Here is a 26,956-nt window from a genome sequence, read left to right as displayed (position 1 = left end):
CATCGAAACGATATTCAGTTTTCAATGACCTACGTCGTTGTCTCACTTGACAACTTATTCATCTTATCAGCTCATCGATTCGTTGTCAACAACTTATTTCAAACTGATTTCGATTCAATTGCAACAAGATGAACACCCCGTAACAACTTAATCTATAATACAGAAGCAAATATCAATTGTCAACAACTAATTTCAACTTCTTTAGTCTCATTTTTTGAGCGAAAACTGCTCATTGAAAAACTCAACTTGAATATAATACGACTATCATTCAAACTTTGCAATACTTTTTGTAAACAAAAAACGTGGATGAATAATCATCCACGTTTTTAATCGTTATTAACGCATCGTTGGGAACAACAATACATCACGAATCGTGTCCGTGTCAGTCAATAGCATGACCAAACGATCGATTCCAATTCCCAATCCGCCTGTAGGTGGCATACCGTATTCCAAAGCCTCAATAAAGTCTTCGTCAATACCTTCTGCCTCATCATTACCCGCATCGCGCTCAGCCGCTTGGGCCTCAAAACGCTCGCGTTGATCAATTGGGTCATTCAATTCTGTAAAGGCGTTACCATACTCTGCACCAACAATGAACAACTCGAAGCGATCCGTAAAGCGACCGTCCGTTTCGTTCTTCTTAGCCAAAGGTGATACTTCAACTGGGTGACCGTACACAAATGTTGGTTGGATCAGTGTATCCTCAACAAACTCCTCAAAGAATTCGTTAATGATGTGACCAACACCCCAGTATTGCTCATACTTAACGCCCTTTTCGTCAGCAATCGCACGAGCTTCTTCGATAGTCATTGGTTTCCAGAAATCAACACCAGTCGTCTCCTTGATCAAATCAACCATGTGCTTACGAGCAAATGGTTGTGCCAAATCAATATCGTGACCTTGGTAGGTTACCTTCAACTCATCAGTAACTGCAGCCGCGGCTGCCTTAATGATGTTCTCAGTTTCAACCATGACATCTTCAAAGTTCCAGTAAGCTGCATACGTCTCAATTACCGTAAACTCTGGATTGTGCTTAGGGTCCATTCCTTCATTACGGAAGACACGGCCAATTTCATAAACACGTTCCATGCCACCAACAATCAAACGCTTCAAATGCAACTCAAGCGCGATACGCATGTACAAATCAATATCCAACGCATTGTGGTGCGTGATAAATGGACGCGCAGAAGCACCACCCGCTTCGTTTTGTAGCATTGGTGTTTCAACTTCAATAAAGCCTTCGCCATCCAAATAGTGACGAATAGCCGCGATAATCTTTGAACGCTTTACAAAGCGTTCAAATGAATCTTCGTTTGAAATCAAGTCCAAATAACGTTGACGGTACTTAGTTTCCACGTCAGTCAAACCATGGAACTTGTCTGGCAAAGGACGCAATGCCTTCGTCAAGTGCGTCAAAGCCGTTACGTTAATTGACAATTCACCAGCGCGGGTCTTCATAACCGTTCCAGTGAAACCAAGAATGTCACCTAAGTCTGACTTCTTAAGCAAGTCGTATGCTTCTTCACCAACAACTGGCTTTTGCACAAAGACTTGGATACGACCTGAACGATCCTTGATGTCTGCAAAGCTAATCTTACCTGAACGACGCTTGGTCATCATACGACCTGCGATCGTTACTTCAATTGCTTGTGCTTCCAAATCTTCTGCTGTTGTATCATCATACAACTCGTGCAATTGTGCTGCAGTGTGTGTACGCTCAAAGCGGTGTCCGAATGGATCAATGCCCGCATCGCGCAACTCAGCCATCTTGTCACGACGTGCGATCATTTGGTCATTCAATGACACTTGTTGGTCAGCCATAATGTTGCCTCTTTTTCTTTCACTAATTTGTTATGACAGTGTTGTCACAGATAACTATAAGTTTGCCAATCTTAAGCACTTTTTGCAAGTGCTTAACCCAACTTTATAGTCCCTCAGCATCCTTCGCTGCAATAATCCCTGATAATTCTGCTTCATCAAACTGAATCTTCTTACCAGTAAACCGATCGACAATCTCAACACTGTGATCTTCCGCAAGCATTTCTTGCAAATCGTTCATTGGTAAGGTTGCCAACATACGCTCATAGTCGCGCTTAGAGATTTCAGGATACAAGGCCACTTCTGTCGTTGCCAACCTCTTCACATCGTCCTTGCCAAATAGGTTGAACAACAAATCCATTGGCGTATGTCCCTCAACCAATTGAGATGAAATTGATGGCAAGTTGGCAAGTTTGTCTTCCAGTGTCGTAATATCCTCATCTGACGCATCAGGCAAAGCTGAAATCATAAAGCCACCCGCTGCAGCCACCCTACCATCTGGGTCAACTAAAACCGACACTGCTACGGCTGAAGGAATTTGTTCTGACTTGGCCATGTAGTACGTCAAGTCATCCCCAATTTCCCCCGTCATCAATTCAACTTGACCCGTAAAGGAATCGCCTTCACCAATTTCCTTAGTAACTTGCAAGAATCCGTTAGAACCCACGGCACCAGCCACATCTTGCATTCCCTTAGCCGTTAAGGGCAACTCAACAGTTGGGTTCGTCACGTAACCGCGTACCTCACCTTGGGCTGATGCTTCCACGACAATTTTGCCAGCAGGTCCATCGCCATTGATAACCACCGCTAAACGCTCATCGCCCTTCAAAATGGCATTTGAAACCATCAGAGAGCCAAGTAATGCGCGACCCAAAACGGTCGTGCCAAGTTGTGAGGCCTCGTGGAACTTTGAGACTTCTGCCATCATTTCAGTCGCATCAATGGCAATCGCACGGAAATTTCCGTCAGTTGTCACTGCACGTACAAGTGTATCTGTCATATTATATGTGCCTCTTATTATTTGTTTATTTTAGTATCAGTTTAACAGAAAAACCCGCCCAGGTAGAACCTGAACGGGCTTTCTTTCAATCATTAATCTTCATCAGTATGACGTGGTTCCAAAACTTCTGGCTTAACTGCTGCCTCTGACGCATCTTCGTCATCAACCAACTTGTTATTAGCCGCTTGCTTGGCTTCCTCGTATGACATTGGCGTAACCGTATCATTTTGAACCTTCGTTGATTCTGGCATCTTACCAGTCTCAAACAAACTCAAAATTTGCTTCTCGTCCAATGTCTCGTACTCCAACAAAGCCTTTGCAATTGCATCATGCTTGTCCTTGTACTCTTCGATGATTTCGTGGGCCTTGTTGTAACCCTCAGTCGTGATACGACGAACTTCTTCGTCAATCAAACGCGCTGTCTCATCTGAATAAGCCGCTGTCTCACCGTATGAACGACCTAAGAATGGTTGACCACCATTCTCAAGCTGGACCATACCAAGCTTGTCAGACATACCGTACTCCGTCACCATTGAACGCGCAATGTTTGTTGCTTGCTCAAAGTCGTTTGAAGCACCTGATGACTGTTGGTCAAAGATAATCTCTTCGGCCGCACGTCCACCCATCAAACCAGCAATTTGGTCCATGGCATCCGTCTTATTCATCAACATCTGATCTTCACGAGGCAACATGATAGCGTATCCGCCGGCACGTCCACGTGGCACAATCGTTACCTTGTGGACAACACGTGCTTCGTTCAGTACCAAACCAACAATCGCGTGACCCGCTTCGTGGTAAGCAACCGTTTGGCGTTCCTTAGCAGAAATCACACGATCCTTCTTAGCTGGACCCGCAATAACACGGTCTTCAGCTTCGTCCACATCCTTGGCGTAAATCGTATCGTGGTTTTGACGAGCAGCCAACAACGCTGCTTCGTTCAACAAGTTTTCCAAATCAGCTCCAACGAAGCCAGGCGTTTGCTTAGCAATTTCCTTCAAGTCCACATCATCAGCCAATGGCTTATTCTTAGCGTGGACGTTCAAGATAGCCTCACGACCCTTAACGTCAGGACGACCAACCAAAATCTTACGGTCAAAACGACCTGGACGCAACAAGGCTGGGTCCAAGACATCTGAACGGTTGGTAGCGGCCATCACAATGACACCCTCACTACCTGAGAATCCGTCCATCTCAACCAACATTTGGTTCAATGTTTGCTCACGTTCATCGTGACCACCGCCCATGCCGGCACCACGTTGACGACCAACCGCATCAATTTCATCAATAAAGATGATTGATGGGGCAGCCTTCTTAGCATTGTCAAACAAATCACGGACACGACTAGCACCGACACCGACGAACATCTCCACGAAGTCAGAACCCGAAATCGAGAAGAACGGTACGCCAGCTTCACCGGCAACTGCACGGGCCAACAAAGTCTTACCAGTTCCTGGAGGTCCCTCAAGCAAAACACCCGATGGAATACGAGCGCCGAGCTTTAAGAACTTCTTAGGATCCTTCAAGAACTCAACAACTTCGACCAATTCTTGCTTTTCTTCTTCAGCTCCAGCAACATCCGCAAAGCGAACTTTGTTTTCTGAAGGATCAGCTGGCTTTGCCTTAGACTTGCCGAAGCCCATCATGTTACCACGACCACCTTGGCCACCTTGGCTCATGCCACCCATCATCAAGTAGAACAAACCAACCATCAACAAGATTGGCAACAACATCGTTGCCATGCTTCCCCAGAAGTTTGAAGGTTGCGGCTTCGTTGTTACTTCTGTCTTCGTCTTGTCAGCAGCCTTCTGCATTTCCTCAACAACTGGGTCATTACTAATCAATTGTGTCTCAAAACCAGTTACCTTAGCTGATGAACCACCAACTAATGATACAAGTGAATCAGACTTTGCGTCCTTATCAGTTTGTGCTTTGCGGTACTCACCCTTCACGTCGTAAACGCCGGCACCTGGTTGAATCGTGACATTCTTGATTTTTTTATCACGCAATTCCGTCATAAATTTCGACGTAGAAATAGTCTTCGTATTAGAAGTTTGCGATGGACCGGCTACCCAGTAAATCAACCCCATAATTCCGAGGACTACGATTACGTAGAACAAACTATTCCGGACGAAATTGCCGTTTCGTTGATTCTTCATCCATTCCTCCTACCGACAGCAACTGCTATCTGCGTTGTTTAATATATGTTATCCGAATTGGAAATTAATGCTCAGGTGTGATATCTACCGTGTCTACAACATCAGCATGGGCTGGGTCATAAACTTCGCGCTTCAAGACACCAACATATGGCAAGTTGCGGTAAAGTTGCTTGTAATCCAAGCCATAACCCACCACGAATGCCTTTGGCACATCAAAGCCGATGTAATCAACAGTTGCTTCTACAACACGACCTTCCTTCTTGTCTAGCAAGCTGGCCGTCTTAACAGACTTTGCACCACGTTCTATCAACAAGTCGATCATAAACTTCAATGAACGACCCGAATCAACGATGTCTTCCATGATGATAACGTCGCGTCCTGCGATATCTGTTTGCAAATCCGTTACAAGGTCAACTTCACCTGAAGAAGCAATCCCACCGTTGTAGCTAGAAACGTCAATAAATTCGACTTCAGCATATTGCATGTGGCGCATTACATCGACCGTCCAAAGTACGGCACCCTTCAAAACTGACAAAATGATTGGTGTACGTCCTTCATAATCGGCAGCCAATTGCTTACCAACACGTTCTGCTGCTTCGGCGATATCTTGCTCACTATAAAGTACGCGTTCGATATCGTTATTCATGTCCCATTGGTTCATGTCTGTTCAAATCTCCTAAATCTTAATTTCCCTACCGTTACATAGCATTAAGAATACCATGTTTGACGGTAAATGTTTAGTGCTACAAATAAAAGAAATGTGAACGCTTTAATGTTTTTGTGATAACAATAAATAGTTATCAAAGCGTTCTAGCTGTAATTGTCCACCTAAATCAATCAGCCCCGTCGACACGCTTGGATTGCGCATCAGTTGAATTGCCTGAGCGATTTGACTATCTTTGACGTTTAAGACGTGTTTTTTAGTCAGCCACGTTTGTATGATAATCGTCAAGACACTCTCATCTACCGTCCAATCCAGGTGTCCAGCCTCTAAAGCCTTAACGTGAACGTTAATCGCACCGCTCGCAAGCTTTTGTAGCGCCGCCAACTGAGTCGCAAACGTCACCACGTGTTCAGCTGCCTGATCATTGATGCTAGTCAAAGCTGGTAACACTGTTTGGCGCATGCGATTACGAGCAAACGTTTCGTCCGCATTGGTATAGTCTTCTACCCATTCAGTCAGTGACTGAATGACCAAATCTGCTAGGTCAGCTTTCGTTAAATTCAACAATGGCCGGGCTAAATCAATATCGCCACGTAATTGCTGCCGTGGCGCCATCCCCACTAACTGCGTCAAACGACTGCCACGGATCAGCTTATATAAAATAGTTTCAACTTGATCCCCTTGGTGATGGGCAGTCACGATAATATTGGCGCCTACTTCACGAGCCATTTTAATGAGTGCTTCGTATCGCTTCTCCCGAGCTTGTTCTTCAACTGCTACAGTTGGAATGGTCTCCCAAGTTAGCGTTTCTATCAAACCGTGGGCTAAATTCGGTGTAGCCGCAAATGTCCGACGAACCAGCGCTTCCTCTGCAGCGGCATCATCCCGCAACTGATGATTCACATAGCCGGCACTCACCGTTGGTTGCACGTCAGCCGGCAGCGTTCCTTCTGTTAACCAGCGCAACAAGCGCAAGGAATCTTGCCCACCCGAAACAGCCACCAACACGTGATCATGTTGATCAAATAGCCCTTGTTCCCGTATCTGTCGGGTTAAGTTCGCGCGTAATACTTTTGGTTGCATCGTTAACCTTCTTCCTCAATCACTCTTGGCTATTATTATAGCTTGCTTTGTATGAAAAAAAGGCAATCAGTGTCCTGATTACCTTTCTTTCATTCACTTCATTACTCACCTGGCAAATTGAAAACAATCTCGCCATCTTTGGTATACATGTACTTTTCACGCACTAGCTTTTCTAGATACGATTCATCATCCAAATCTTTGACTTCTTGCTTCAAATTTTGATGCGTGGTTTTCGCACTCGCTAACTGCGTTTGTGTTTTTTCTAAACTCGCCGAAGCGGTTGTATATTTATTATATTGCTGGTGAAAGCAAACCATAGCATAAATTACCGTGGCAATCATAAACGCTGCCAAGACGAAACGACGCCGTAAGTGCACCTTACGTTGGTAGGCTTCTTGTCGATTATTGAATTCAAGTGTTCGTGCCCCACCGGCGTTCAGCGGCCGGATGTTTGTTTTTGTGTTCATAGACATCATGCCGCTGACCCCCTACTGTCTGATTGGCAACGTTTTTGATAGACAATTCTTTTTCTCTATACCTTTACATTTTACACTGTACAGTACAAGTAGGCTTTTCTTAAGCGTAATTACCTTTCCTTAACATTTTCGTATCAAAACCTAACGGATAGTTATCAACAGAGTTATCCCACCTTAATCCACACACAGTTTAAACACAAAAAGCATCGCAAATGCGGTGCTTTTTTCTCACAGTTGTTAATTATGCTTCTTCGTTGAAGTTTTGTTCGTATGACTCTGACACAATGCTGTACATGTGTTCAGCTTCTTCCTTACGAACCGTCTCCTTGGTACTCTCAACCTTCATGATTGATGTCTTGTTACCAAAACGAATCGTCAATTCATCCCCAGACTTAACATCGCTTGATGACTTGGCCGTCTTGCCGTTGATATCAATACGACCTTGATCTGAGATTTCCTTCGCAACAGTACGACGCTTAATTAAACGTGATACCTTCAAATACTTATCTAAACGCATTATTCTTTCCTCGTTTCAAAATTGCATACAGGCGGTCACCCTTTGGCAACGCCTCCCACTCTTCCGCGGTTAACAAATCTGTCATTGTCACCATCGCCACGAAGGCAACAGCCCCAACGATAACGGCCACCACAGTCGTTACAACACTTGCCCCACGCGATACACCGAACAGGTTGTCACTGATCAGGGTTGCCATTTTTGCGAAGACGCCAGTAACCACTAACGTCCCCAACAATTTAAGCCACCAATTTTGCGGTAACCATTCTTGCCACAAGGCCCGTGGTAATCGTAGTAAAGCATACCCCAAAATCGGCAAAAGCGCGACTGTTGTGGCAATTGATGCACCAGTTATGCCCCAGTGCGGAATTAACCATACATTCAGGACATCCTTAACCGTCATCGTCACCCAGACAAGCCCAATAAGGCCTCGAGTGCGATCAAAACTTTGCAAGGCACTGGTTGCAATGGTCATCAACGTTGCCGGTACAATCGCCAACACAAACCATGCCAACGCAACACTACCTTCGCGGGAACCAAACAACAGTTGATTAACAGCGGGCATTACTGCAACTAAGCCAATCGCTGAGACCCCGGACAATATAATCGCCAAACGCATCGTTAACTGAAAATCATGACGTAACGCTACGTTATCTTGACGCACAAAATGTTGTCGGAGCGCCGGCAATAGCGACGTACTCAACCCGGTCGCTAGGACCATGCCCAATTGCACTAACGGTTGGCCACGATCGTAGACCCCTTTTGTATACTCGGCTTTAGCTGCCGATAGTCCAAACGATTCCAGTAAGGCCTTGGTCGAAAACGAATCAACCAATTGCAGTAACACCAACAGCGCCGCTAGCAATGCTAACAATCCGCCTTCAACCCATAAGCGTTTGAATAGGTGGCGCCAGGTAATCGTTTTATCTTGCTTAACAGTCGCCGTAATTGGCTGTTGCCACACATCTCGTAGCGTCCGTACCAAAAACAAGGTTGCCGCCAATCCCGCAACAGCGGCGCCAAACGTGGCCCACTCACCAATTCGGTAATCTGACCATCCCGTGTGGACACCCCACCAGGCAACCCCGATGATAATTGCCACACGAACAATCTGCTCAACCACCTGGGATGTGGCTGTTGGCATCATATTACGCTGTCCTTGCGCAAAACCACGACCAACTGCCAAAAACGGCATAAGCCAAAACATCCACGCAACCGCGCGAATTACTGGCGTTAGGCGAATATTGCCACCCATCGCCAAAGCCAACACTGGTGCACCACCAAAGACAATTGTAAAAAGCACCGCACTAATCCCGACTAACGACCAAAACAAACGCCGTGCCACTAATTGTTGATGCGCATCGTCTGGTTGTTCCGTAATAATTTTTGATATAAACAATGGCCAGCCACTCAGTGCTAAAACCATGCCAATACCATAAATTGGATACACTTGTTGATACACATAAAAGCCAGTATTACCAACCAAATTTTGAAACGGTACCCGGTAAATCGCGCTCAACACCTTAGCAACTAATCCAGCGGCTGCCAAGACACCGGCACCCGCCATTAAATTTTGACTATTTTTACTCATTTGTCACCGTCTCTTCTGGCGCTAACAAATTGAATAACGTCAACAAACCAAATAGCCAATCATCAACCTTTTGGTTTGGCTGAATCGGAATATCAGCTTGAACTGGCGCATCCTGCTTGACTTGCCCACGTACCTTCGCTAATGTCAGCGCCTTTTGGAAAGTATCTCCCGTCACTGACGCACGTGGATCGAAGTTCACTAACAACACATTTTGTCGTTTGAAGTCTCGACGCAACATTGCCAAGCCAGCTCGATCAGCAGCTGCCTTAACACGACCGACTAGCAACAAGCGTTGGGCTGCTTCAGGCAATTCACCGAAGCGATCTAGCAAATCATCTTCAATTTCTTCGAATTCAGCTGTTGTCTTGGCCTTGCGAATACGCTGATAGAGATCAATCTTTTGTGGTCCATCAGCTACATAATCAGTTGGCAAGTAGGCTTCAACCTGCACATCCAACTCAGCATCAAAACTCTTCTTGCGCTTACCCTGCTTCTCAGCGACCGCTTCGTTCAACATTTGCGTATACAAATCATACCCAACTGCATTAATAAAGCCGTGCTGTGACTGTCCAAGCAAATCACCAGCCCCGCGAATCGATAAATCACGCATCGCAATCTTAAAGCCTGAGCCTAACTCTGTGAAATCACGGATGGCAGTCAAACGCTTCTCCGACTCTTCATTCAACGAACGTGTACCAGGGTACGTAAAGTAGGCATACGCAATGTTGTTCGAACGTCCGACACGACCACGGAGCTGGTATAGTTGCGCCAAGCCCATGTGATCAGCGTTTTCAACAAACAACGTATTAGCGTTTGGAATATCAACCCCAGTTTCGATGATGGTCGTAGTCACCAGCACGTCGTACTCACGATTAATAAAATCAACCAAAATACCTTCCATTTGCGCTTCCGTCATTTGACCATGGATATAACCCACGCGCGCTTCAGGCACCAGCGATTCAATCATACCAGCCACCTGCGCAATGTCTTCAACACGATTATGCAAATAGTACGTTTGCCCACCACGAGACATCTCACGTTCAATCGCACTCGCCGTTACGCGTCCATTTTGCTCCATCACATACGTTTGAATTGGATAACGATTGGCCGGTGGCGTCTCAATAACAGACAAGTCACGCACACCGACCATCGCCATATTCAAAGTACGTGGGATTGGTGTGGCCGTTAACGTCAATACGTCGACGTTGGTCTGCAACGCCTTCAGTCGTTCTTTGTGCTTCACACCAAATCGTTGTTCCTCATCAATGATTAGCAAGCCCAAGTCAGCAAACGCCATATCCTTCGACAAAATCCGGTGAGTACCAACGACGATATCAATTGTGTGGTCTTTCAAGCCCGCCTTGGTTTCATCCATTTGTTTCTTGGTTTGGAAACGTGACATAATCGCCACGTTCACACCGAACCCGTCAAAGCGATTCAATATTGATTCATAGTGTTGTTGCGCCAAAATCGTCGTTGGCACCAACATGGCAACCTGTTTACCAGCGTGGGCTGCCTTAAAGGATGCTCGCAAAGCAACTTCCGTCTTTCCAAAACCAACGTCTCCAACCAACAATCGATCCATTGGGCGAGTCTTTTCCATATCCGCTTTGATTTCTTGAGTTGAACGAATTTGATCAGGTGTTTCGGGATATGGGAATGCATCTTCAAAGTCCCGAACCACGTCATCATCTTGGGGAAACGCGAACCCTTGCTTCAATTCACGCTCGGCATATAACTGAAGCAGCTCGTCCGCAATATCTTCAACCTTCTTAGCAACCTTAGCTTTCGCCTTTTGCCATTCGGTTCCCCCAAGTTTATTGATCTTGGGGGCCTTTTCAGCCGCACCGACATACTTTTGCACCAAGTCTAGTTGCGTGACCGGTATGAAAATTTTTGCATCTTGTTGGTATGCAATCGTGATGTAATCTTGCTTCACCCCACGATTTTCAATCGTCTGCATACCTTCATAGACACCGACACCGTGATTAATGTGAACCACATAATCGCCGGGTTTCAGTTCGTTATAACTCTTAATGCGTTCCGCGTTCGACAAAGTCTGGCGCTTAGGCGCACGCTTACGAACTTGTTGAAAAAGCTCACGTTCAGTTAACACAACCAAGTTTTGGGCCGGCAATTCGAACCCCGCACTCAACGGCAAGGTTGTAACCTGCGTCCGGCCAGGTGCCAAGGCATCTGGGGCAACATCATTCACCTTCACCCCAAAATCATTAAGCGTTTGGACCAACTTTTCCCGTCGGTCGGGTGTATTGGTTAAGAACAAAATTGTTTGGTTTTGCTTCTGCCAACGCGCAATTTCATTCTTTAGCAATGGCATTTGACCGAAAAATTGTTGCGCCGGGCGCACAGTCAAATTTGTCAAACTTGTTTGCCGTAATTGACCGATACCACGTTGCAAAGGTGAAAATACCAAACTGGTTTGGCGTACATCTCGAGCCAAATCGCTCAATTCCCAGCCAAAATCGGCCGTTGGCAAAACCAAATTATCAGCCAAGCGATCGGTCCACCAATTATTGTTATCCAATGCCATCTGCCCCGCGTTTTCAAGCGCACGGGGATAGTCATCAAACACTGCAATACCGTCTGCCGGCAAGTAATCTAACAGACTCACCGCATCAGGGTAAAGTAAGTGCAAATATTGGCGTACCTCGGGCAATAAATCCCCTTGAGCCATCGCCGTTAACAACGGATTGAGTGCTTCTGTTAAATGACGCTTAGCAGCGCCGTCTAACTTATCGCGTGTTTCCGTCATCGCAACTTCTAAGCGCGTCGTAGCTGCTTGCAAATCAGCGGCATCAATGACCAAATCCGTTGCGGGTAAAATCGTCACGTGTTCAAGATTTTCCAAACTGCGTTGCGTCTCTGCATCAAAACTACGTAATGAATCCAACGCCGTATCAAAGAAATCCAAGCGCACCGGATAATCAGCATCCAATGGGTAAATATCAACAATTGACCCACGGACCGCGAATTCACCTGGCTGTTCAACACTGCCATTCCGTTGATACCCCATTTGGTATAACGTTGCTTGCAACCCCGCTAATTCGTATTCATGATCAAAATCAATTTCAAGTGCCGCAGCGGCGAAGGTTGCCACCGGTGGCAAGTAGCGTTGCACCCCGGCAACACCGGTTACCACCACCGCCTGTGGATCCGTCAGCAACAAGTGCAATGCTTGCACACGCGCTAAACGAGTATCCAAAGAAGTCACGGCAATTTCCGCTGATAACGTCTCTTCCGTTGGGAAAACCGCCACGTGTTCGTCGCCAACCATTGCCGCTAAATCTTCAGCCAGCTGATCCGCGTGGAACTGACTGTCACCGACAATCACCATGGGGCGCTGAATGTTTTCATGCAGTGCTGCCAAATAAACGGTACGCGCAGTTCCCGAAATACCGGTCATCAAATGACGGCCACCTTTTTTCAGTCCATCTGTTAATGTTTGAAAATCTTTATCTTGCTGGAGTAACCCTACTAATTCCATCATTGCTCCTTTAGTTAAACTTGTTCATTAAAGTTGGCATATCGCTACCTGATGCAAAGGCTTCAAAAATATCCAACGCTTTATCGATACCGCCAAGCATCTCTGGTTCTTCATCCTTGCCAAACTTTCCTAACACAAAATCAACCACCGCCTTTTGCGTATGGGCTGGGTGACCCACCCCAAACTTCAAGCGGTTAAACGTTTGGGTATCAAGGTGTTGGGCAATACTCTTGATCCCGTTGTGACCACCCGCTGACCCCTTCTGGCGCAAGCGCAAACGGCCAAGTTCCATATCCATATCATCTTGCACAACCAACAAATCTGACATATCCAAGTCATAGTAGTCCATCAACGGACGGACAGCGCGACCTGAATCATTCATGTAAGTTGTTGGCTTAACCAACAACACTTTTTCACCGGCAATCCGAACATCCGCAACGAACGCATTGTGGGCACCATCTTGATTGAAGGTTGCATTGTGCTTGTCTGCCAAAGCATCTACCGTCATAAACCCGATATTGTGACGCGTTCGGTCATATTCTTTACCAATGTTTCCTAATCCAACAATCATCTTCATGGGGGGCTATTCTCCTATTTCAATTCCGCGTATTAACGCACGAAAGGGGCAGAGTCGCGATGACCCTACCCTGTTACATTTCTTATTTACACCATCTATTTTATCGCACTTTCAGCTATCGGTCACTTTTCGTGCACTTTTTATAAGAAAACAGCTAGGCCACACGTGTCTTCATCGTGCGACCCAGCTGTTTCATTTTCGTCTAATACTTAATGATTGATAGCCCCGTTTTACGGTTAAATTGAAGCATTTCGTGTTCGCCATTCTTCTGATAGGTATAAATCAATGTATCTGGATCAATGGCGTGGCATTCAAACCAATCCGATTGTTGCCACCACGGTTGCCGTGACTGGAGTAACCGTTGGAAATGATTGAAAATTTCCCCACGTGGTTGGTCCCACGGGAAATACGCTCCGTTATCCGGGTCCTTGCCGCCGGCCATGCCCATTTCATCACCATAATAAACGCACGGCACACCAGGCATCGTCAGCCATAACACAATGGCTCGCTTCGTTAATTCTTCATCTTCGTTTATTTCAGTAAACAAACGACGTGTATCGTGTGTCCCCATGTTAGTGAACGCGCCGAAAAAGGCGGACTTGGGATAATTTGCCTCTAACGTCATAATCATCGTCGTGAAAACCTTGGCATCAATTTCACCGAGCATAAAATCCCGAATCAAATTTCGTAATGGATAATGCATCGTTGCTTGCAGACCACCACCGAGCAAATATTTACGGCGCTGAGTATAGACGAATTTGTTAGCCGCATCTTCCCAGACTGCACCAATCAGGATTTGGTTCGTTGACAGTTGGTCACGAATTCCGGCAATGAAATCGTCTGGTAATTCATCCGCAACGTCCAACCGCCAATCATCAACACCAAATTTATTCCAGTGGTTAATAACTGAATCATCATCGGCATAAATGAAATTCCGGAAACTTGTCTCGCCTTTGTTCACAACTGGCAAATCTTTCACACTCCACCACGAATTATATTCATCGGGGAATTTTTCAAAATCAAACCAGTGGAAATACTTCGACGTTGGCCTTTGATAGGCCACCCGTTCAACAAATTAGTCATCTTTATTGAAGTAACGTGAAAATTGACCAACGTGATTAAAGACGCCGTCTAAGATAACGTGCATATCGCGTTTATGAATTTCATCGAGCAAATACTTAAAGTCGTCTGCCGTCCCCAAAATTGGATCTAATGCCATGTAATCCGAGGTGTCAGCAATCACACGAAAATTGGCGCCAAAAAATTCCCAGCGGGCAATTTCACTTGCCTTATCGCGCACATAAAACTGGCGATCATGCAAATCGACGTAGACAAAGGTGTTTGGCTTTGGCATGCGGCGCCCAAATGTGGAACGTTAGTTCAGCTTTATCCCGCGTAATCCCTAAAAAATTATCCGCGCGATATGACAGACCAGTATTGAATATGTACGCCGCTTGTAAATTTTCCTCTGGCACCTGTACTTGCAGCATAATAATTGCCCCTCTTTTATTTCCCCATGTAAATCTAAAATTTTTTAAGCGTTACGTTATGATACCGAAGAGATATGAAATTAATGTCCGAAAATATGTTGTGATTTTTTTATTTCTACGGTGCAAAATTCATGTTTTGTTCAACTTTGAGCATTTTTTGACGACACCTTGGTATCCGCGCACAAAAAATCCCGTAACACTTAATTTCGTTACGGAATTTTTTGGGATTCGTGTCATAAGATTTTTTGAATGGTTTCATCTTACAACATTGTCATTTGGTGATACACTGGCGTCGGTGTTTGCTCAGCTGCATACGCTGACTACCGGATATCTGCATCCGTGCCATTATTTTCTGTCGAAACAAAATTACCAATTCTTGCATCATAGACAACTTGTGAATAATCAATTGCGTTATCGTTCATTATTTCACCCTCCGTGACTCACGTGCTTGCGTTGTTGAGTTGATGTCTACATCTTAAGTCGCCTTGGTTAACAAAAACTTAGCGCCCGGTTAGTTGAAACTTAAATTCACGTTACGCCCTTTCAAACAAAACACCGACAGTCACATGACCGTCGGTGTTTTTAATCTCTTATTCTTCTCTCTGTATTTACTTAGCAGTCACGTCAGCCAACATACTATAGCGACGACGCTGACTCAAATAGTAAATCATCATTGCTGCAATTGATACAACAAAGATGCCAACCAATACCTCAACTTGCGGTGCGATAGAACCACCAATCATCACTGTTTCACGTAATCCATCAACCGTGTATGTCATTGGCAAGTATGGGTGCACCCACTCAAAGAACTTGTTTGACAATTGAATTGGGTAAGTTCCAGCTGAACCACTCAATTGGATAACCAACAAGACCATGGACACAAAAGCACCAGCCTTACCGAACCACATGTAAATTGCCGTAACCAACGCAGCGTCCATCACCGCAATCAAAATCATGAAGCCATATGTTGCACCTGGGTCGATTGGATCCATACCAAGTACAGCCAAACTCAATCCATACAAAACCGTCGCTGCAACAATGGCAATACCAAACAACATCGCCATCTTAGAACCAGCCCATGCCCACAATGATGAAATCTTTGTGCGTGGTGAAATCATATCAAGCATCAAATTCAATGCCATCATCCCCACGAACATTGCCACTGAGAACATGTATGGCACCATACCCGTACCATTATTAGCAACATGATCCTTTTCCTTGTGGCTAGCCTTTGCTGGCGTCGCCACTTGGTGATACGTTGACTTCGTAGCATTTAGCTTCTTGACCTTATCTGATGCGTCGCCCATCTTGTTAGCCAATGTTTGGTTACCATTCTGAACTTGGGTCAACGCAGGGCCAATTTGCTTTGACCCATCAGCCAGCTTTTGTGAGCCATCGCTAATTTGACCAGCGCCGCTTGCTAATTGAGCAGCACCGCTGTTCAATTCGTTATTCTTGCCAGCCAACGTGTCCAAACCACTCGTCAACGTATTTGCACCATTTGCCAATTGGCCAGCGCCGCTTGCTAGCTGGTCAGAACCGGCTAGCAATCGCTGGGTACCATTGTTCAATTCAGTCGACTTGCTGTCTAGCGTGTTGGCACCATCGACTAATTGGCCAACACCGCTGACCAATTCACCTGACTTCGCTTGTAGCTGTGACGTGCCATCATTCAACTCAGCTGACTTGCTGTCTAGCATATTTGCACCATCTGTCAGCTTATTGATGCCGTTGACCAGCGCACCTGATTTCGCTTGTAGTTGTGATGTACCATTATTCAACTCAGCTGACTTGCTGTTCAGTGCATTCGCACCATCAGTCAGCTTGTTGATACCGTTGACCAGCGCACCTGATTTCGCTTGTAGTTGTGATGTACCATCATTCAACTCAGCTGACTTGCTGTTCAGTGCATTCGCACCATCAGTCAATGTACTAATGCCTGATGTTAGCGTTGGTAACTCATTATTCAATGTTTGTGCGCCAGCATCTAACCGTTGCACAGCGGTTGGCAAAGTAGCTAACTGGCTCAGTTGATGCTTAGCGTCAGACAACGCGTTACCATTAGAAATGGCTGCATCCACTAATTGTTTGTTATCATCAACCATTTGCTGAATTGGTGCAACCTCTGCAGACAATATCTTATATTCATCCATCATATTTGCCATCAGCGCTGTAACTTGAGAGTTATCCTGTGTCTCCTGAACGGCCTTTGTCACGGCATCACGTTGCGCTTGTGACATCTGAGTGTCATCAAACACTTTTTGCAAATTAGCGGTCATCGCAGCCTTATCAGCATTTTGCGCATCTTGTATCTTTGCCGCATCAGCCTGCAAAATACCAACATGTTGTTGAATCCCTGCAACAACTTCTTGTCCGCTCTTACCTTGATAACTATTCTGTAGTTTCGTTACCGCTTGTTGAATTGTATCCAATGTTTGTTGCGCATTAGCAATTTTATTCGTTGCATCCGATTGCTGCAACGTACCATTCAACTCATCCAACCCTTGCGTTAACGTGGCGACACCTAATGTGAATGTTGGTAACTTCTTGTTAACTGCATTCAAATTACCAGTTAATTGAGCCACACCACCTGTATATCGATGCGTGCCATTATTAATATCTTTAATACCCTGCGTCAACGTTGGCGTTTGGCTATTTGCATCGTTTAAACCATTAGCAATTTTGGTAACACCGGTTGTATATTGGTGCGTGCCATCATTCAACTGCGTAATACCTTGTGTCAGCGTTGGCGTTTGATTATTCATCTGGTTCAACCCACCAGCTAATTGAGCTACACCACCTGTATATTGGTGCGTACCGTCATTCAGCTTCGCCACACCCTGCGTTAATGTTGGCATACTGCTGTTGGCACGGTTCAGACCACCTGCCAACTGGCTAACACCAGCTGTATATTGGTGTGTCCCGTCATTTAGCTTGGCTACGCCTTGCGTCAAAGTTGGTACCTGGCCATTCAATTTATTCAACCCGGCAGCCAGTTGTTGGCTACCCGAATCAGCTTGCGCAACTCCGGCTGTGTATTGTGACAAGCCGTTGGTCAACGTGTTCGTACCGTCCTTAAACGTTAGTGAACTTGACGCCAACTTTTCTAGGTTCGTGGTCACTTCATCACTACCCGACTTAATCTTAGTCGTTCCATCAGCCAACTTTTGATTGGCGTCGGCAGCTTGGGTAATCCCCTTACCCATTTTCTTTACTTGACCAAAAATCGTCTTTGCATAGGTTTCTGTCACTTGGGCTGAAACCTTAGCCGTAACCGCCTTGGCACCTGATTCTGACAGCTTTCCTGCGATAAAACTGTGACCAGAACTCGTTTCATAGTGCAACACCATCTTCTTAGGCTGCTTATCGAGCAGTGTCGTAGCGTTCTTAGAAAAGTTTTCCGGAATCGTAATGACCGTGTAGTACTTACCATCCTTCAAGCCTTTTTTTGCTGCGGCATCAGTTGGAAAACTGAAATCCATCGCCTTCGACTTTTCTAATTGCTTCTTTAAGTCTGATCCCACCGTCAGTTTCTTACCTTGGTATTTAACTGACTTATCATGATTTACTACCGCTACCGGCAGGTTTTTGACTTCCCCATAGGGATCCCACAATGAACTCAAAAACGTCACTGCGTATATTGATGGCACGAAAAACAACACGAAAATAACTAATAGATAGAATTTGTGCTGTTTTAGCCATGCCCATTCCGCTTTCAGCATGTTATATCTCTCCTACTTAATTAATATTCTCTCACATTTAACCAACCGGTTATTGAACAACTTGTTGATTAAATTATCTACTTGCATTATATTAAATCTGTGCAATAGAAACTACAATATACAATATTGAACAGTATGTTCAATAACTTTGGAGAGAAGCTATGAAACAAGCCGATCGTAATGCAAAAACGCAACAAATTATCAAAGAAGCATTCATTGATTTAATCAACGAAAAGGGATTCAACAATTTAACCGTGTCTGACATTACCCGGGCAGCCGGCGTCAGTCGTGGCACGTTCTACGTCCACTACACGGATAAGTACGAACTCCTCACTAAAATTGAAGACGAACTGGTCGCTAACATCACCCACGCGCTGAGCGAAAATTTGGATGAACCACTTACTAAACACATAGCTGAAGAAATTTCAGGTTCAACCTACCGTGTCTTTAACAAGGCGCTCAACTATGTCGACAGCGAGCGTATCACCATACGGGCACTCTTCTCACCAAATGGTCATCCCCAATTCTTCAACCGTATTAAAAATTTGGTTGACGTTTTATTTACCGATCAGCTAACAGCAAACCACGGTCGTTTTTCAGACGCACTACCGATTGACTACACCAAAGAAATTGCTCTCAACAGCCTGCTAAATATCGTGCGTCACTGGTTAAACAAGGATAACCCAGAAACACCAGATGAATTAGCGGATATTTTAATGCGGAGTCGTTTTATCGCGCCTCACGAACTCATTACCTTTGAATAGTAAAAAAGAAAGTGGGGCAAATGGCGTTAAATTAAGAGTTTAGCCTTTCAGAACACGTTTAAAAGCTGGCAATCCCCCGATTTTAAATCGAGGGAATGGTGGCTTTTTGTTTACATATATGATGTTTTTGATAAGTCCTCAAGCAACTCCAAGTGGAAGCCCTTGCGCGACAGCACGTTAATAATCTTTGACAGCATCCCTTCATTAACTGTGTCTGGTAACGTAAAGAGAATTCGCATCGTGCGGGGGTTATTGTCAGGATTCAAAGTCATTGATGATGCAATTTGCGTATAACGTGTGATAATTTTAGTGGCTTTTTCCAAGCTACCACGCTCTCCATCCGTCACAAGCGTCAATGTGTAGCGTCCTTCATCTGTCTGCCAAGAATCAGCCATCAGGCGCATCATGCGACTGTGTGTCACAATTCCCACAAAGTGATTTTCTTTGTCGAGCACTGAAATGAATGGCAAATCACGGAGCGTAAAGAACATTTCAAAGAACGTTGCTTCAAAGCCAACGAACTTCGTCATGTTACGCACGTAAGTCGTAACCGGCAAATCCATGCGTCCGCCATCTACCTGGTGTCGGTAAATGTGCATCTTATAAATGGCACCGCGGAACAACTGACCACTCTCATCCAAAATTGGAATAGCACGAAAATTTGAGTTATCAAAGATATCCAAGGCATCCTGTAATGTCGCATTTTCGCTGACCGTGGTCAATACATCACGTTGCTTAATTAAAGTTGCTAGCATTTTTGCCGACTCCCGTTTCTTAGTTTCTAATTCATTTATAATACCACGAATGCCTACCCACTGCACCTTTTTATCAAAACTGTCAACCTTTCTTCTAAAAAAATGAGAGTTAACTTTGAACCAGAAGTTAGTCCGCAGCAAAAAGCGGTGACACCAGCCATTGGTATCACCGCTTTCGTATTACATCTTTTAAGCTGGTTGCAGAGTAAACCCACGCCATGGCTCAATCAATGCCAACAACGTTAAATCTTCTGGATGAATATGGCCGACCACGTTAATACGACCATCATTCGGCAAATCACGCAACGCAATTTGCAATTCACCCTTATATTGACCGTAGTCATTGTTATCAATCAAGACAGCCCCACGCGTCACATCAACCGTGTTAAATGCTGGAAAATCTTCCTGCTTATATTTAACGCGTATCTGTGTTGAACGTAAAACATAATCTGAACGATCACCACGATACATTTGTGGTTACCGATATATTACTGTCTTCGACACGTCAGAAACAAGCGGTTCTTCGACAACACCCAAGCCAACCATCGTCCGATTAAAGGCTTCGCCGCTGCTTTCCAGTTGTCATCATCAGCGGACGCATCTGAGATGTGTGAACCAGTTGCCAAGAATCCAGAAATAGTTGATGGCAGCGTCCAAGGAATCACGACACCAACCGTTACGTGAACAATCCCTATTGCCATCGTAATATATGCGATGACGGCATTGATAACTGGTACAAAATAAATGGAATTAACAAGTAAACATTCAACACAACTGGTGTTCCAAACATAGTCGGTTCATTGATGTTGAACAATCCTGGTGGCGTAATCAACTTAGCCAACGTCTTAAATTCCTTACTCTTAGCTGTCAGCATCGTCGCACCAGCATTTTGTGAGCAAACCTTAGCATTTTCAGCCATCACACCAAGCCAAATTGGTGACATAATTACACCAGTAACGTTACCACCGTGCACCCCGATAAACCAGAACAGTGATGTAATGATTGATACAACAATCGCACCGCCCAATGAGCCACCGAATGCTGACCATGGTCCACCCAAAACTAATTGCAAAATACCATAAATTGATGCCATCGGCGTTGCAGCCAAACCGGCATAGATTGCACCCCAAAGCAACACGATACCGGCCCCTAGAATTAATGCCGCAAATGAATTTGCAACTGCTGGTGGCACACAGTCAGGCATCTTAATACGGATGTCTTTCTTCATGAACCAAGCAAAAACCTCGTTTGAGACCAATGCAATCAAAATAGCTGCGAACAAGCCTGAAGTTAATAGGAACCCTTCGCCCGCCTTGGCCATAATCGTTGGTATTGAAATCACATACCGCGACAAGGCATTAATTCCTGATGATACGCTATCCACCTTCAATTCTTGCGCATATTGTTAAGCAATTCCGAACACGGCAACCACACCCATTAGGCCAGATGTGCCGTTAGTAATCTTCACAAGCCAATCGAATGACCCATTATCAATTAACCACGTCTTAAACGCGTCAATTGAAAACCCGTTGGCAATTAACATCGTTAACGAACCAACAATAACCAATGGCATCGCGCATGCAATCCCATCACGAACAGCATTCAACGCCTTATTAGCAGTAAGCTTTGCCCAAATTGGCATCAAATAACGTTCCAGCAACTCTGTCACTTTCTTCATTGTGACGTCCCTTTGTCTAGTTGCCTAAATCGTATCTAAAAAGTAGGACGACCGCATGCGCCCTTTGTGAAATATCCTTGACCAGGCGTCAGATAATTCAAAAATTTAATGTCATTGCTAAAAACGGCATTATTTATCACAGCAGCTACTAAAAAACAGCCCCAATGCCTATGCATCAGTAGCTGTTTAGAACATCTTATTTACCTGTCTTGGTTTTAACGAAGCCAGCTAGCCAAACCAAGCTCAACCCCGCAATTACAGCACCTACCCAGAACATGTGACCCATGCCCGTAGCTGTTTCTTGCGCAATCACTTTGGCTGATGAGCCATCCGTCTTAATCAAGACTGCGGCAATTGCTGTACCAACAGCTCCGGCGAATTGTTGAATCGTGTTAAAGATGGCGTTCACGTCACCAGACACCTCACGTGGCACTTCTGCCACCCCAGCTGTCATGGCCGTAGTAAAGGCCAAGTTACGACCCAGTGTGAACAAGGCGTACATCACTGTCAACCCAATCGTCGTAATCGATGGCGCCATCACGGCAAATACAATCATCACAATAAAGAAGGCGATTGACCCAATCGTCAATGGCTTCGTTGCACCAGAACGGTCATAAAAGGCCCCATAAACCGGTGATGAAGCTGATCCCAACAATGATCCCGGCATCAAGACGAAGCCAGCTACCATTGTTGAAGCACCCAATGTTAATTGCGCATATTGCGGAATGTCAAAGTTCACGGCTAAATTAATCGCTTGTGACATTGCGTAAATCAACAATGCAAAAACCATTCCCTTGCTCTTAAATACAGACAAGTTTAACAACGTCTTCGATGAACGCAAGGCAATTCGAATAAAGGCAATCATAGCTAAAATCGCAATAACTACTAAGACAACGATTGAAACTGTTAGCTTACCCGCTTCAAGTTGGCCTAATGCCAGCAAAGCCGTGGTCAATGAAATACCTAATACAATGAATTGCATAAAATCAAAGCTTGCCGTTTGATTTGGCTTTTCATCAGACAAATTGCGCAATCCCAAGATCATCCCAATCAACACGATTGGCAAGACGATGATGAAGATAGCCCGCCATCCCCAAGCGTATGTGACCAGACCACCATACACTGGACCAAGGGCTGGTGCTAACGACAAGATTAATCCGCCAAAGCCCATGTACTTACCAATTTGCATTGTTGGCACACTCATCAAAATAACGTTGAAAACCAACGGCAAGGCGATACCTGTTCCAATCGCCATCACCAAACGGCCCGCTAGCAATAGCCAGAAGCCTGGTGCGACAATGGAAATCACATCACCAATCACAAACAAAGCCATCCCCCACATAAAAATCTTACGTGGACTCATAATTGCCTTTAAGAAGGCTGAGGTTGTCATCATCAAAGCGACAACAAGCAAATAAGCTGTGGTTAACCATTGCACGGTCCCCATTGGCGCGCCAAATTGCTTAATCAAATCAGGAAAAGTTACGTTCATTGACGTTTCTGTCAAAATCCCGACAAATCCCAAAATAGCGGTCGCAACAATCGACCAAATCACACGTGGTGATACTTTTTCTGTCATACTTAAAAATAATCTCCTTCAATATAGAAACGCTTGGAATAATTGCGTCACTAGCTATTGAAGCATACTTCGTACCCTCTTCGTAAGTACTTTTTTCAAAAAGACTATTTAAACAAAAAATACAGCTGTCAGACTCGATGGAGTCGTCAGTTATGTGTCATTATTATTGGCGTACTACCAGCGTTTGTCCCGCTAGGACACCATTCATATCAATCCCTGGATTCAAAGCCTGCAACTGGGCTAGCGTCAAACCATGTGACTTTGCAATGGCAAAAGCTGTCGTCCCCGCCTTAACGACCACTGTCGATGAAGCCGAGGCATCGGTAGCAACATCAGAGTCTGATGTTGTGCCACCAGTCGCAACACTCACTTCACTCTCAATCGCTTCAGACGCCGTATCAACATCTGCTGCCTTTTCAGTTGTGGCTGTCTCTGGGTCAACCTTACTTTCAGATTTTGTTGACGATGACTTTGCCGAAATCGTTTCTGTCGTCTCAGGACTCTTAAATACATCACCTACCGCATCAACAGCAACTGGTGCAAAGAATCCAACGGCAAACAAAATAACGTATCCAACCGCAATTACAGACCAGAATTGCAAACGTGTAGGTCGTTTAGGTTCCATATCTCTATACCCTTATCCATTTTACTTACTAATAGCGTATCATTATTACATCATTTAAAAAACTAGTATACCCACGTAACTACTATTTTTTAAGCACTATGGCGTTTTTGTGAATAACCTTGTTTGGTGTCATCGTCGCGTTGCGACGAGGCGCGGCAAAGAAAAAGGTATACAGCCATTTCTAATAGCCACTAACAACCTTATATTCCGTATACAACCCATTTGTTTGTGTAAATTGTTCAACTTCAAATTCACTATTAAATTTCAAAGCTGAACACTTATCACAAATGCCAACTAGCTACGTCTTCAACGTTATTTTTTGTAAGCGCGTTCAAAATTAGTGTAGACTAGTTCATGAACACAACGTTATAATTTGAATTTCTGCAATGCAAAGGAGAAATCGATGGCATATTTAAAAAACTTCACGACTTTCAACAAGTTTGGCTTGGGTACCAATAAGGTCGGTGGCCACAATTTATTCGATAACCTTGCTGACGAAGACGGCATCACCCTAGTTAAAGCCGCTTTGGATAGTGGCGTCACTTTGTTAGACACGGCATTTGCGTATGGCTTCGGTCGTTCAGAGGAACTTATCGGCCAAGTCATTAAAGATTATGACCGCTCACAGATAATCATCGCTACTAAAGCCGCCCACGATCCGGCGCAAAACTATGCCTTTAACAATTCACCTGAATTCTTACAAGCATCAGTTGAAAGCGCGTTGCAACGCTTAGATGTTGACTACATCGACATTTTTTACATCCACTTCCCAGACGAATCAACTGATAAGCGTCTGGCTGTCCAAGCTTTGCAAGAAATGAAAGAGGCGGGCAAAATTCGGGCCATCGGTCTTTCTAACTTTAACCTGGACCAAATTAAAGAAGCCAATCAGGATGGTTACGTCGACATCGTAGAAGACGCCTATAGCTTGGTTGACCGTACTGCTGAACAGACAACTTGGGCATATTTGCAAGAACATGATATCGAGTTCGTTCCATATTATCCACTTGCTTCTGGCTTATTAACTGGTAAGTACCCAAAGACACAAACCTTTACGAACGACGATTGGCAATCGCGCAATCCGAACTTCCAAGGTGCACGTTATCAAGCTATTTTGGCTGGGGTTGATATCTTGGCCGAAGTTGGTCAAGCTTATAACGCTAGTCCCTCACAGGTTGCGTTAGCTTGGTACCTCAAGAACCCTAACATCGCGGCCTTGATTCCAGGAGCCCGCATCGCAGCACAATTGCACGATAATTTGAAAGCGCTCGACGTTATCTTGAGCGACGAAGATTATCAAAAAATTGACGCCGCATTTAAGTAGTCCACTAGATACAAAAGAGGTTGCAAGCCATCTGACTTGCAACCTCTTTTTCATGTCATTACTTAGCTGAACAACGGAAGTCCAACAATTCGTGTGAGATTTCAGCAGTTACGCCGTAAACCTTCTTGTAAATTGCGTGAACTTCTTCGTAACGGGCAGCACGCTCTGGATCTGGCAAGTATTCCTTGTCAAATGAGTTCCAGGCAGTTGCCGCATCTTGCACTGTGTCAAACCAGCCCAAACCAGTAGCGGCCAAGATAGCTGCTCCCATTCCAGGACCTTGCTCGTTCTTCAATGACACAACCTTCTTGTTGAAGATGTCAGCTTGAATTTGCAACCACAATGGTGACTTAGCACCACCACCGATGGCAACAACTGTATCGAAGTTAGTACCAGCTTCTTCATAGATATCAAAGATGTCCTTGAATGAGAAGATAATACCTTCCAAAACTGAGCGCACGAAGTCAGACTTCTTGTGCGTACCGTCGATACCAGTCCATGATGCACGGATATCACCGTCAGCGTATGGTGTACGCTCACCAACCAAATATGGCGTGAACAACAAACCGTTAGCGCCAACCGTTGACTTACCAGCTGATTCAACCATTGCAGTAAAGTCTTCATCAGCAGCAAATGTCTTCTTGAACCATGATAAGGCGTAACCGGCAGCCAACGTCACACCCATTGAGTAGAACTTGCCTGGGATAGCATGGTTGAAGAAGTGTACTTGACCCTTGTAATCAACATCTGCGTTGTCTTCGCACTTCAACACAACACCCGATGTACCAATTGATGACATCACCATATTTGGTTGCAAGATAGCTGATCCAATTGCGCCAGCAGCGTTATCGGCAGCACCACCAAAGACCTTAGTATCAGTCGTCAAACCTGAGAAGGCAGCGTACTTTGGTGAGATGTTACCAGCAAACTCTGGTCCTTCGATAATCTCTGGGAAGAAGTCAGGCTTCAAACCAAAGGCTTCTTGGACTTCCTTTGACCATGTACGGTTTGCAACGTCCATCGCAACTGTACCAGCAGCGTCAGAAATTTCCATCGCCAACTTACCAGTCATACGGTAACGCACGTAATCCTTTGGCGTTACGAATGAAGAAGCCTGTGAGAAGATTTCTGGTTCGTTTTCCTTAACCCACAAAATCTTTGGCAATGTAAATCCTTCCAAAGCCTTGTTACGCGTGATATCGATGAATTCTTGACCCATCTTCTCAGCGATTTCCTTAGTTTGTGGCGTTGTACGTGTGTCATTCCACAAAATTGCTGGACGCAACACTTGGTTGTTGTCATCCAACAAAACCAACCCGTGCATTTGACCTGAGTATGAAATACCCGTAATGTCTTCTGGCTTAATACCATCATCCAAAATCAAACGAACGATTGCGACGGTCGTACCGTTAACCCAATCTTCTGGGTTTTGCTCGCTGTATCCTGGCTTTGGTTGTGATAGTGGGTAATCATATGATTGTTGTGCAACGATGTTACCTTGACGATCAACAGCAGAGATCTTTACTGATGACGTTCCTAGGTCAACACCCAATACGACTTCGCTCATGTTTATGTCCTCTTTCTTTGTTATGTATACAACGAGGGCTGGGCTAATTTAATGGCCCAGCCCTCGTT

At 44.9% G+C, this 26,956-nt stretch carries 21 protein-coding genes and 1 pseudogene; 2 read left to right on the top strand and 20 right to left on the bottom strand.

The genetic code is table 11. The features are described from left to right. Window positions 1–336: 336 nt before the first annotated feature. The 12 genes and pseudogenes from lysS to EST42_RS00180 all read right to left on the bottom strand — a co-directional run bounded on the left by lysS (window position 337) and on the right by EST42_RS00180 (window position 18,596). On the bottom strand, window positions 337–1,821 hold the full coding sequence (gene lysS, locus EST42_RS00235; RefSeq protein ID WP_134643697.1) for a lysine--tRNA ligase: 1,485 nt from the start codon (window positions 1,819–1,821) through the stop codon (window positions 337–339). Between the two features lie 103 nt (window positions 1,822–1,924). Beyond that, window positions 1,925–2,818 (bottom strand): Hsp33 family molecular chaperone HslO, encoded by an 894-nt coding sequence (gene hslO / locus EST42_RS00230; protein WP_134643696.1) that lies wholly within the window; start codon window positions 2,816–2,818, stop codon window positions 1,925–1,927. Window positions 2,819–2,910: 92 nt separating this feature from the next. Next, on the bottom strand, window positions 2,911–4,974 hold the full coding sequence (gene ftsH / locus EST42_RS00225) for an ATP-dependent zinc metalloprotease FtsH (RefSeq protein ID WP_134643695.1): 2,064 nt from the start codon (window positions 4,972–4,974) through the stop codon (window positions 2,911–2,913). A gap of 64 nt (window positions 4,975–5,038) precedes the next feature. Continuing rightward, a complete protein-coding gene (hpt, locus tag EST42_RS00220; RefSeq protein ID WP_134643694.1) occupies window positions 5,039–5,635 on the bottom strand; it encodes a hypoxanthine phosphoribosyltransferase in 597 nt (198 codons plus the stop codon). Window positions 5,636–5,743: 108 nt separating this feature from the next. Further along, entirely contained in the window at window positions 5,744–6,721 is a 978-nt protein-coding gene (gene tilS / locus EST42_RS00215; RefSeq protein WP_134643693.1) for a tRNA lysidine(34) synthetase TilS, read from the bottom strand. Between the two features lie 101 nt (window positions 6,722–6,822). Continuing rightward, a complete protein-coding gene (locus tag EST42_RS00210) occupies window positions 6,823–7,197 on the bottom strand; it encodes an FtsB family cell division protein (protein ID WP_134643692.1) in 375 nt (124 codons plus the stop codon). Window positions 7,198–7,438: 241 nt separating this feature from the next. Further along, window positions 7,439–7,714 (bottom strand): RNA-binding S4 domain-containing protein, encoded by a 276-nt coding sequence (locus EST42_RS00205; protein WP_134643691.1) that lies wholly within the window; start codon window positions 7,712–7,714, stop codon window positions 7,439–7,441. Continuing rightward, the gene (locus tag EST42_RS00200) at window positions 7,701–9,302 is read right to left on the bottom strand and encodes a polysaccharide biosynthesis protein (protein WP_134643690.1); all 1,602 of its coding nucleotides are present in this window, start codon (window positions 9,300–9,302) and stop codon (window positions 7,701–7,703) included. The genes EST42_RS00205 and EST42_RS00200 overlap by 14 nt, the downstream gene beginning before the upstream one ends. After that, window positions 9,295–12,807, bottom strand: a complete 3,513-nt coding sequence (gene mfd, locus EST42_RS00195) for a transcription-repair coupling factor (protein WP_134643698.1) — start codon at window positions 12,805–12,807, stop codon at window positions 9,295–9,297. Before mfd ends, EST42_RS00200 begins: the two co-directional genes overlap by 8 nt. Before the next feature lie 10 nt (window positions 12,808–12,817). After that, window positions 12,818–13,384: an aminoacyl-tRNA hydrolase gene (gene pth / locus EST42_RS00190; RefSeq protein WP_134643689.1), complete on the bottom strand. Its 567-nt coding sequence runs from the start codon at window positions 13,382–13,384 to the stop codon at window positions 12,818–12,820. A 202-nt stretch (window positions 13,385–13,586) separates the two neighbouring features. Next, window positions 13,587–14,738 (bottom strand): annotated as a pseudogene (locus EST42_RS00185) (alpha-amylase family glycosyl hydrolase). Window positions 14,739–15,482: 744 nt separating this feature from the next. After that, window positions 15,483–18,596, bottom strand: coding sequence for a YhgE/Pip domain-containing protein (locus tag EST42_RS00180; protein WP_134643688.1), 3,114 nt, complete (start codon window positions 18,594–18,596; stop codon window positions 15,483–15,485). Between the two features lie 161 nt (window positions 18,597–18,757). On the opposite strand from EST42_RS00180, the gene EST42_RS00175 reads away from it, so the two are divergent. Continuing rightward, window positions 18,758–19,360 (top strand): TetR/AcrR family transcriptional regulator C-terminal domain-containing protein, encoded by a 603-nt coding sequence (locus EST42_RS00175; RefSeq protein WP_134643687.1) that lies wholly within the window; start codon window positions 18,758–18,760, stop codon window positions 19,358–19,360. Window positions 19,361–19,470: 110 nt separating this feature from the next. Here EST42_RS00175 and cbpA read toward each other — a convergent pair whose 3' ends face one another. The 7 genes from cbpA to EST42_RS00150 all read right to left on the bottom strand — a co-directional run bounded on the left by cbpA (window position 19,471) and on the right by EST42_RS00150 (window position 23,997). Beyond that, window positions 19,471–20,115 carry a cyclic di-AMP binding protein CbpA gene (gene cbpA, locus EST42_RS00170; protein ID WP_134643686.1) on the bottom strand — a complete coding sequence of 215 codons (645 nt, stop codon included), beginning with the start codon at window positions 20,113–20,115 and terminating at the stop codon, window positions 19,471–19,473. A 189-nt stretch (window positions 20,116–20,304) separates the two neighbouring features. After that, a complete protein-coding gene (locus EST42_RS00165) occupies window positions 20,305–20,586 on the bottom strand; it encodes a phospho-sugar glycosidase domain-containing protein (RefSeq protein ID WP_134643685.1) in 282 nt (93 codons plus the stop codon). A gap of 17 nt (window positions 20,587–20,603) precedes the next feature. Then, window positions 20,604–20,816, bottom strand: a complete 213-nt coding sequence (locus tag EST42_RS10765) for a hypothetical protein (RefSeq protein WP_167711006.1) — start codon at window positions 20,814–20,816, stop codon at window positions 20,604–20,606. Next, on the bottom strand, window positions 20,807–21,499 hold the full coding sequence (locus EST42_RS10760; protein WP_245150296.1) for a PTS transporter subunit EIIC: 693 nt from the start codon (window positions 21,497–21,499) through the stop codon (window positions 20,807–20,809). The genes EST42_RS10765 and EST42_RS10760 overlap by 10 nt, the downstream gene beginning before the upstream one ends. A gap of 21 nt (window positions 21,500–21,520) precedes the next feature. Beyond that, on the bottom strand, window positions 21,521–21,793 hold the full coding sequence (locus tag EST42_RS10755; protein ID WP_245150295.1) for a hypothetical protein: 273 nt from the start codon (window positions 21,791–21,793) through the stop codon (window positions 21,521–21,523). A gap of 196 nt (window positions 21,794–21,989) precedes the next feature. After that, window positions 21,990–23,372 (bottom strand): MFS transporter, encoded by a 1,383-nt coding sequence (locus EST42_RS00155; RefSeq protein WP_134643684.1) that lies wholly within the window; start codon window positions 23,370–23,372, stop codon window positions 21,990–21,992. Window positions 23,373–23,535: 163 nt separating this feature from the next. After that, window positions 23,536–23,997 (bottom strand): LysM peptidoglycan-binding domain-containing protein, encoded by a 462-nt coding sequence (locus EST42_RS00150; protein ID WP_134643683.1) that lies wholly within the window; start codon window positions 23,995–23,997, stop codon window positions 23,536–23,538. A gap of 403 nt (window positions 23,998–24,400) precedes the next feature. Between EST42_RS00150 and EST42_RS00145 the strand changes: the two genes are divergently transcribed. Beyond that, window positions 24,401–25,321, top strand: coding sequence for an aldo/keto reductase (locus EST42_RS00145; protein WP_134643682.1), 921 nt, complete (start codon window positions 24,401–24,403; stop codon window positions 25,319–25,321). A 58-nt stretch (window positions 25,322–25,379) separates the two neighbouring features. Here EST42_RS00145 and xylB read toward each other — a convergent pair whose 3' ends face one another. Then, complete coding sequence (gene xylB / locus EST42_RS00140; RefSeq protein ID WP_134643681.1) at window positions 25,380–26,888, bottom strand: xylulokinase; 1,509 nt, start codon at window positions 26,886–26,888, stop codon at window positions 25,380–25,382. Window positions 26,889–26,956: the final 68 nt, after the last annotated feature.

This window comes from Weissella cibaria, assembly GCF_004521965.1.
Lineage (GTDB): Bacteria > Bacillota > Bacilli > Lactobacillales > Lactobacillaceae > Weissella > Weissella cibaria_A.
This window is presented reverse-complemented; position numbering and strand designations above follow the sequence as displayed.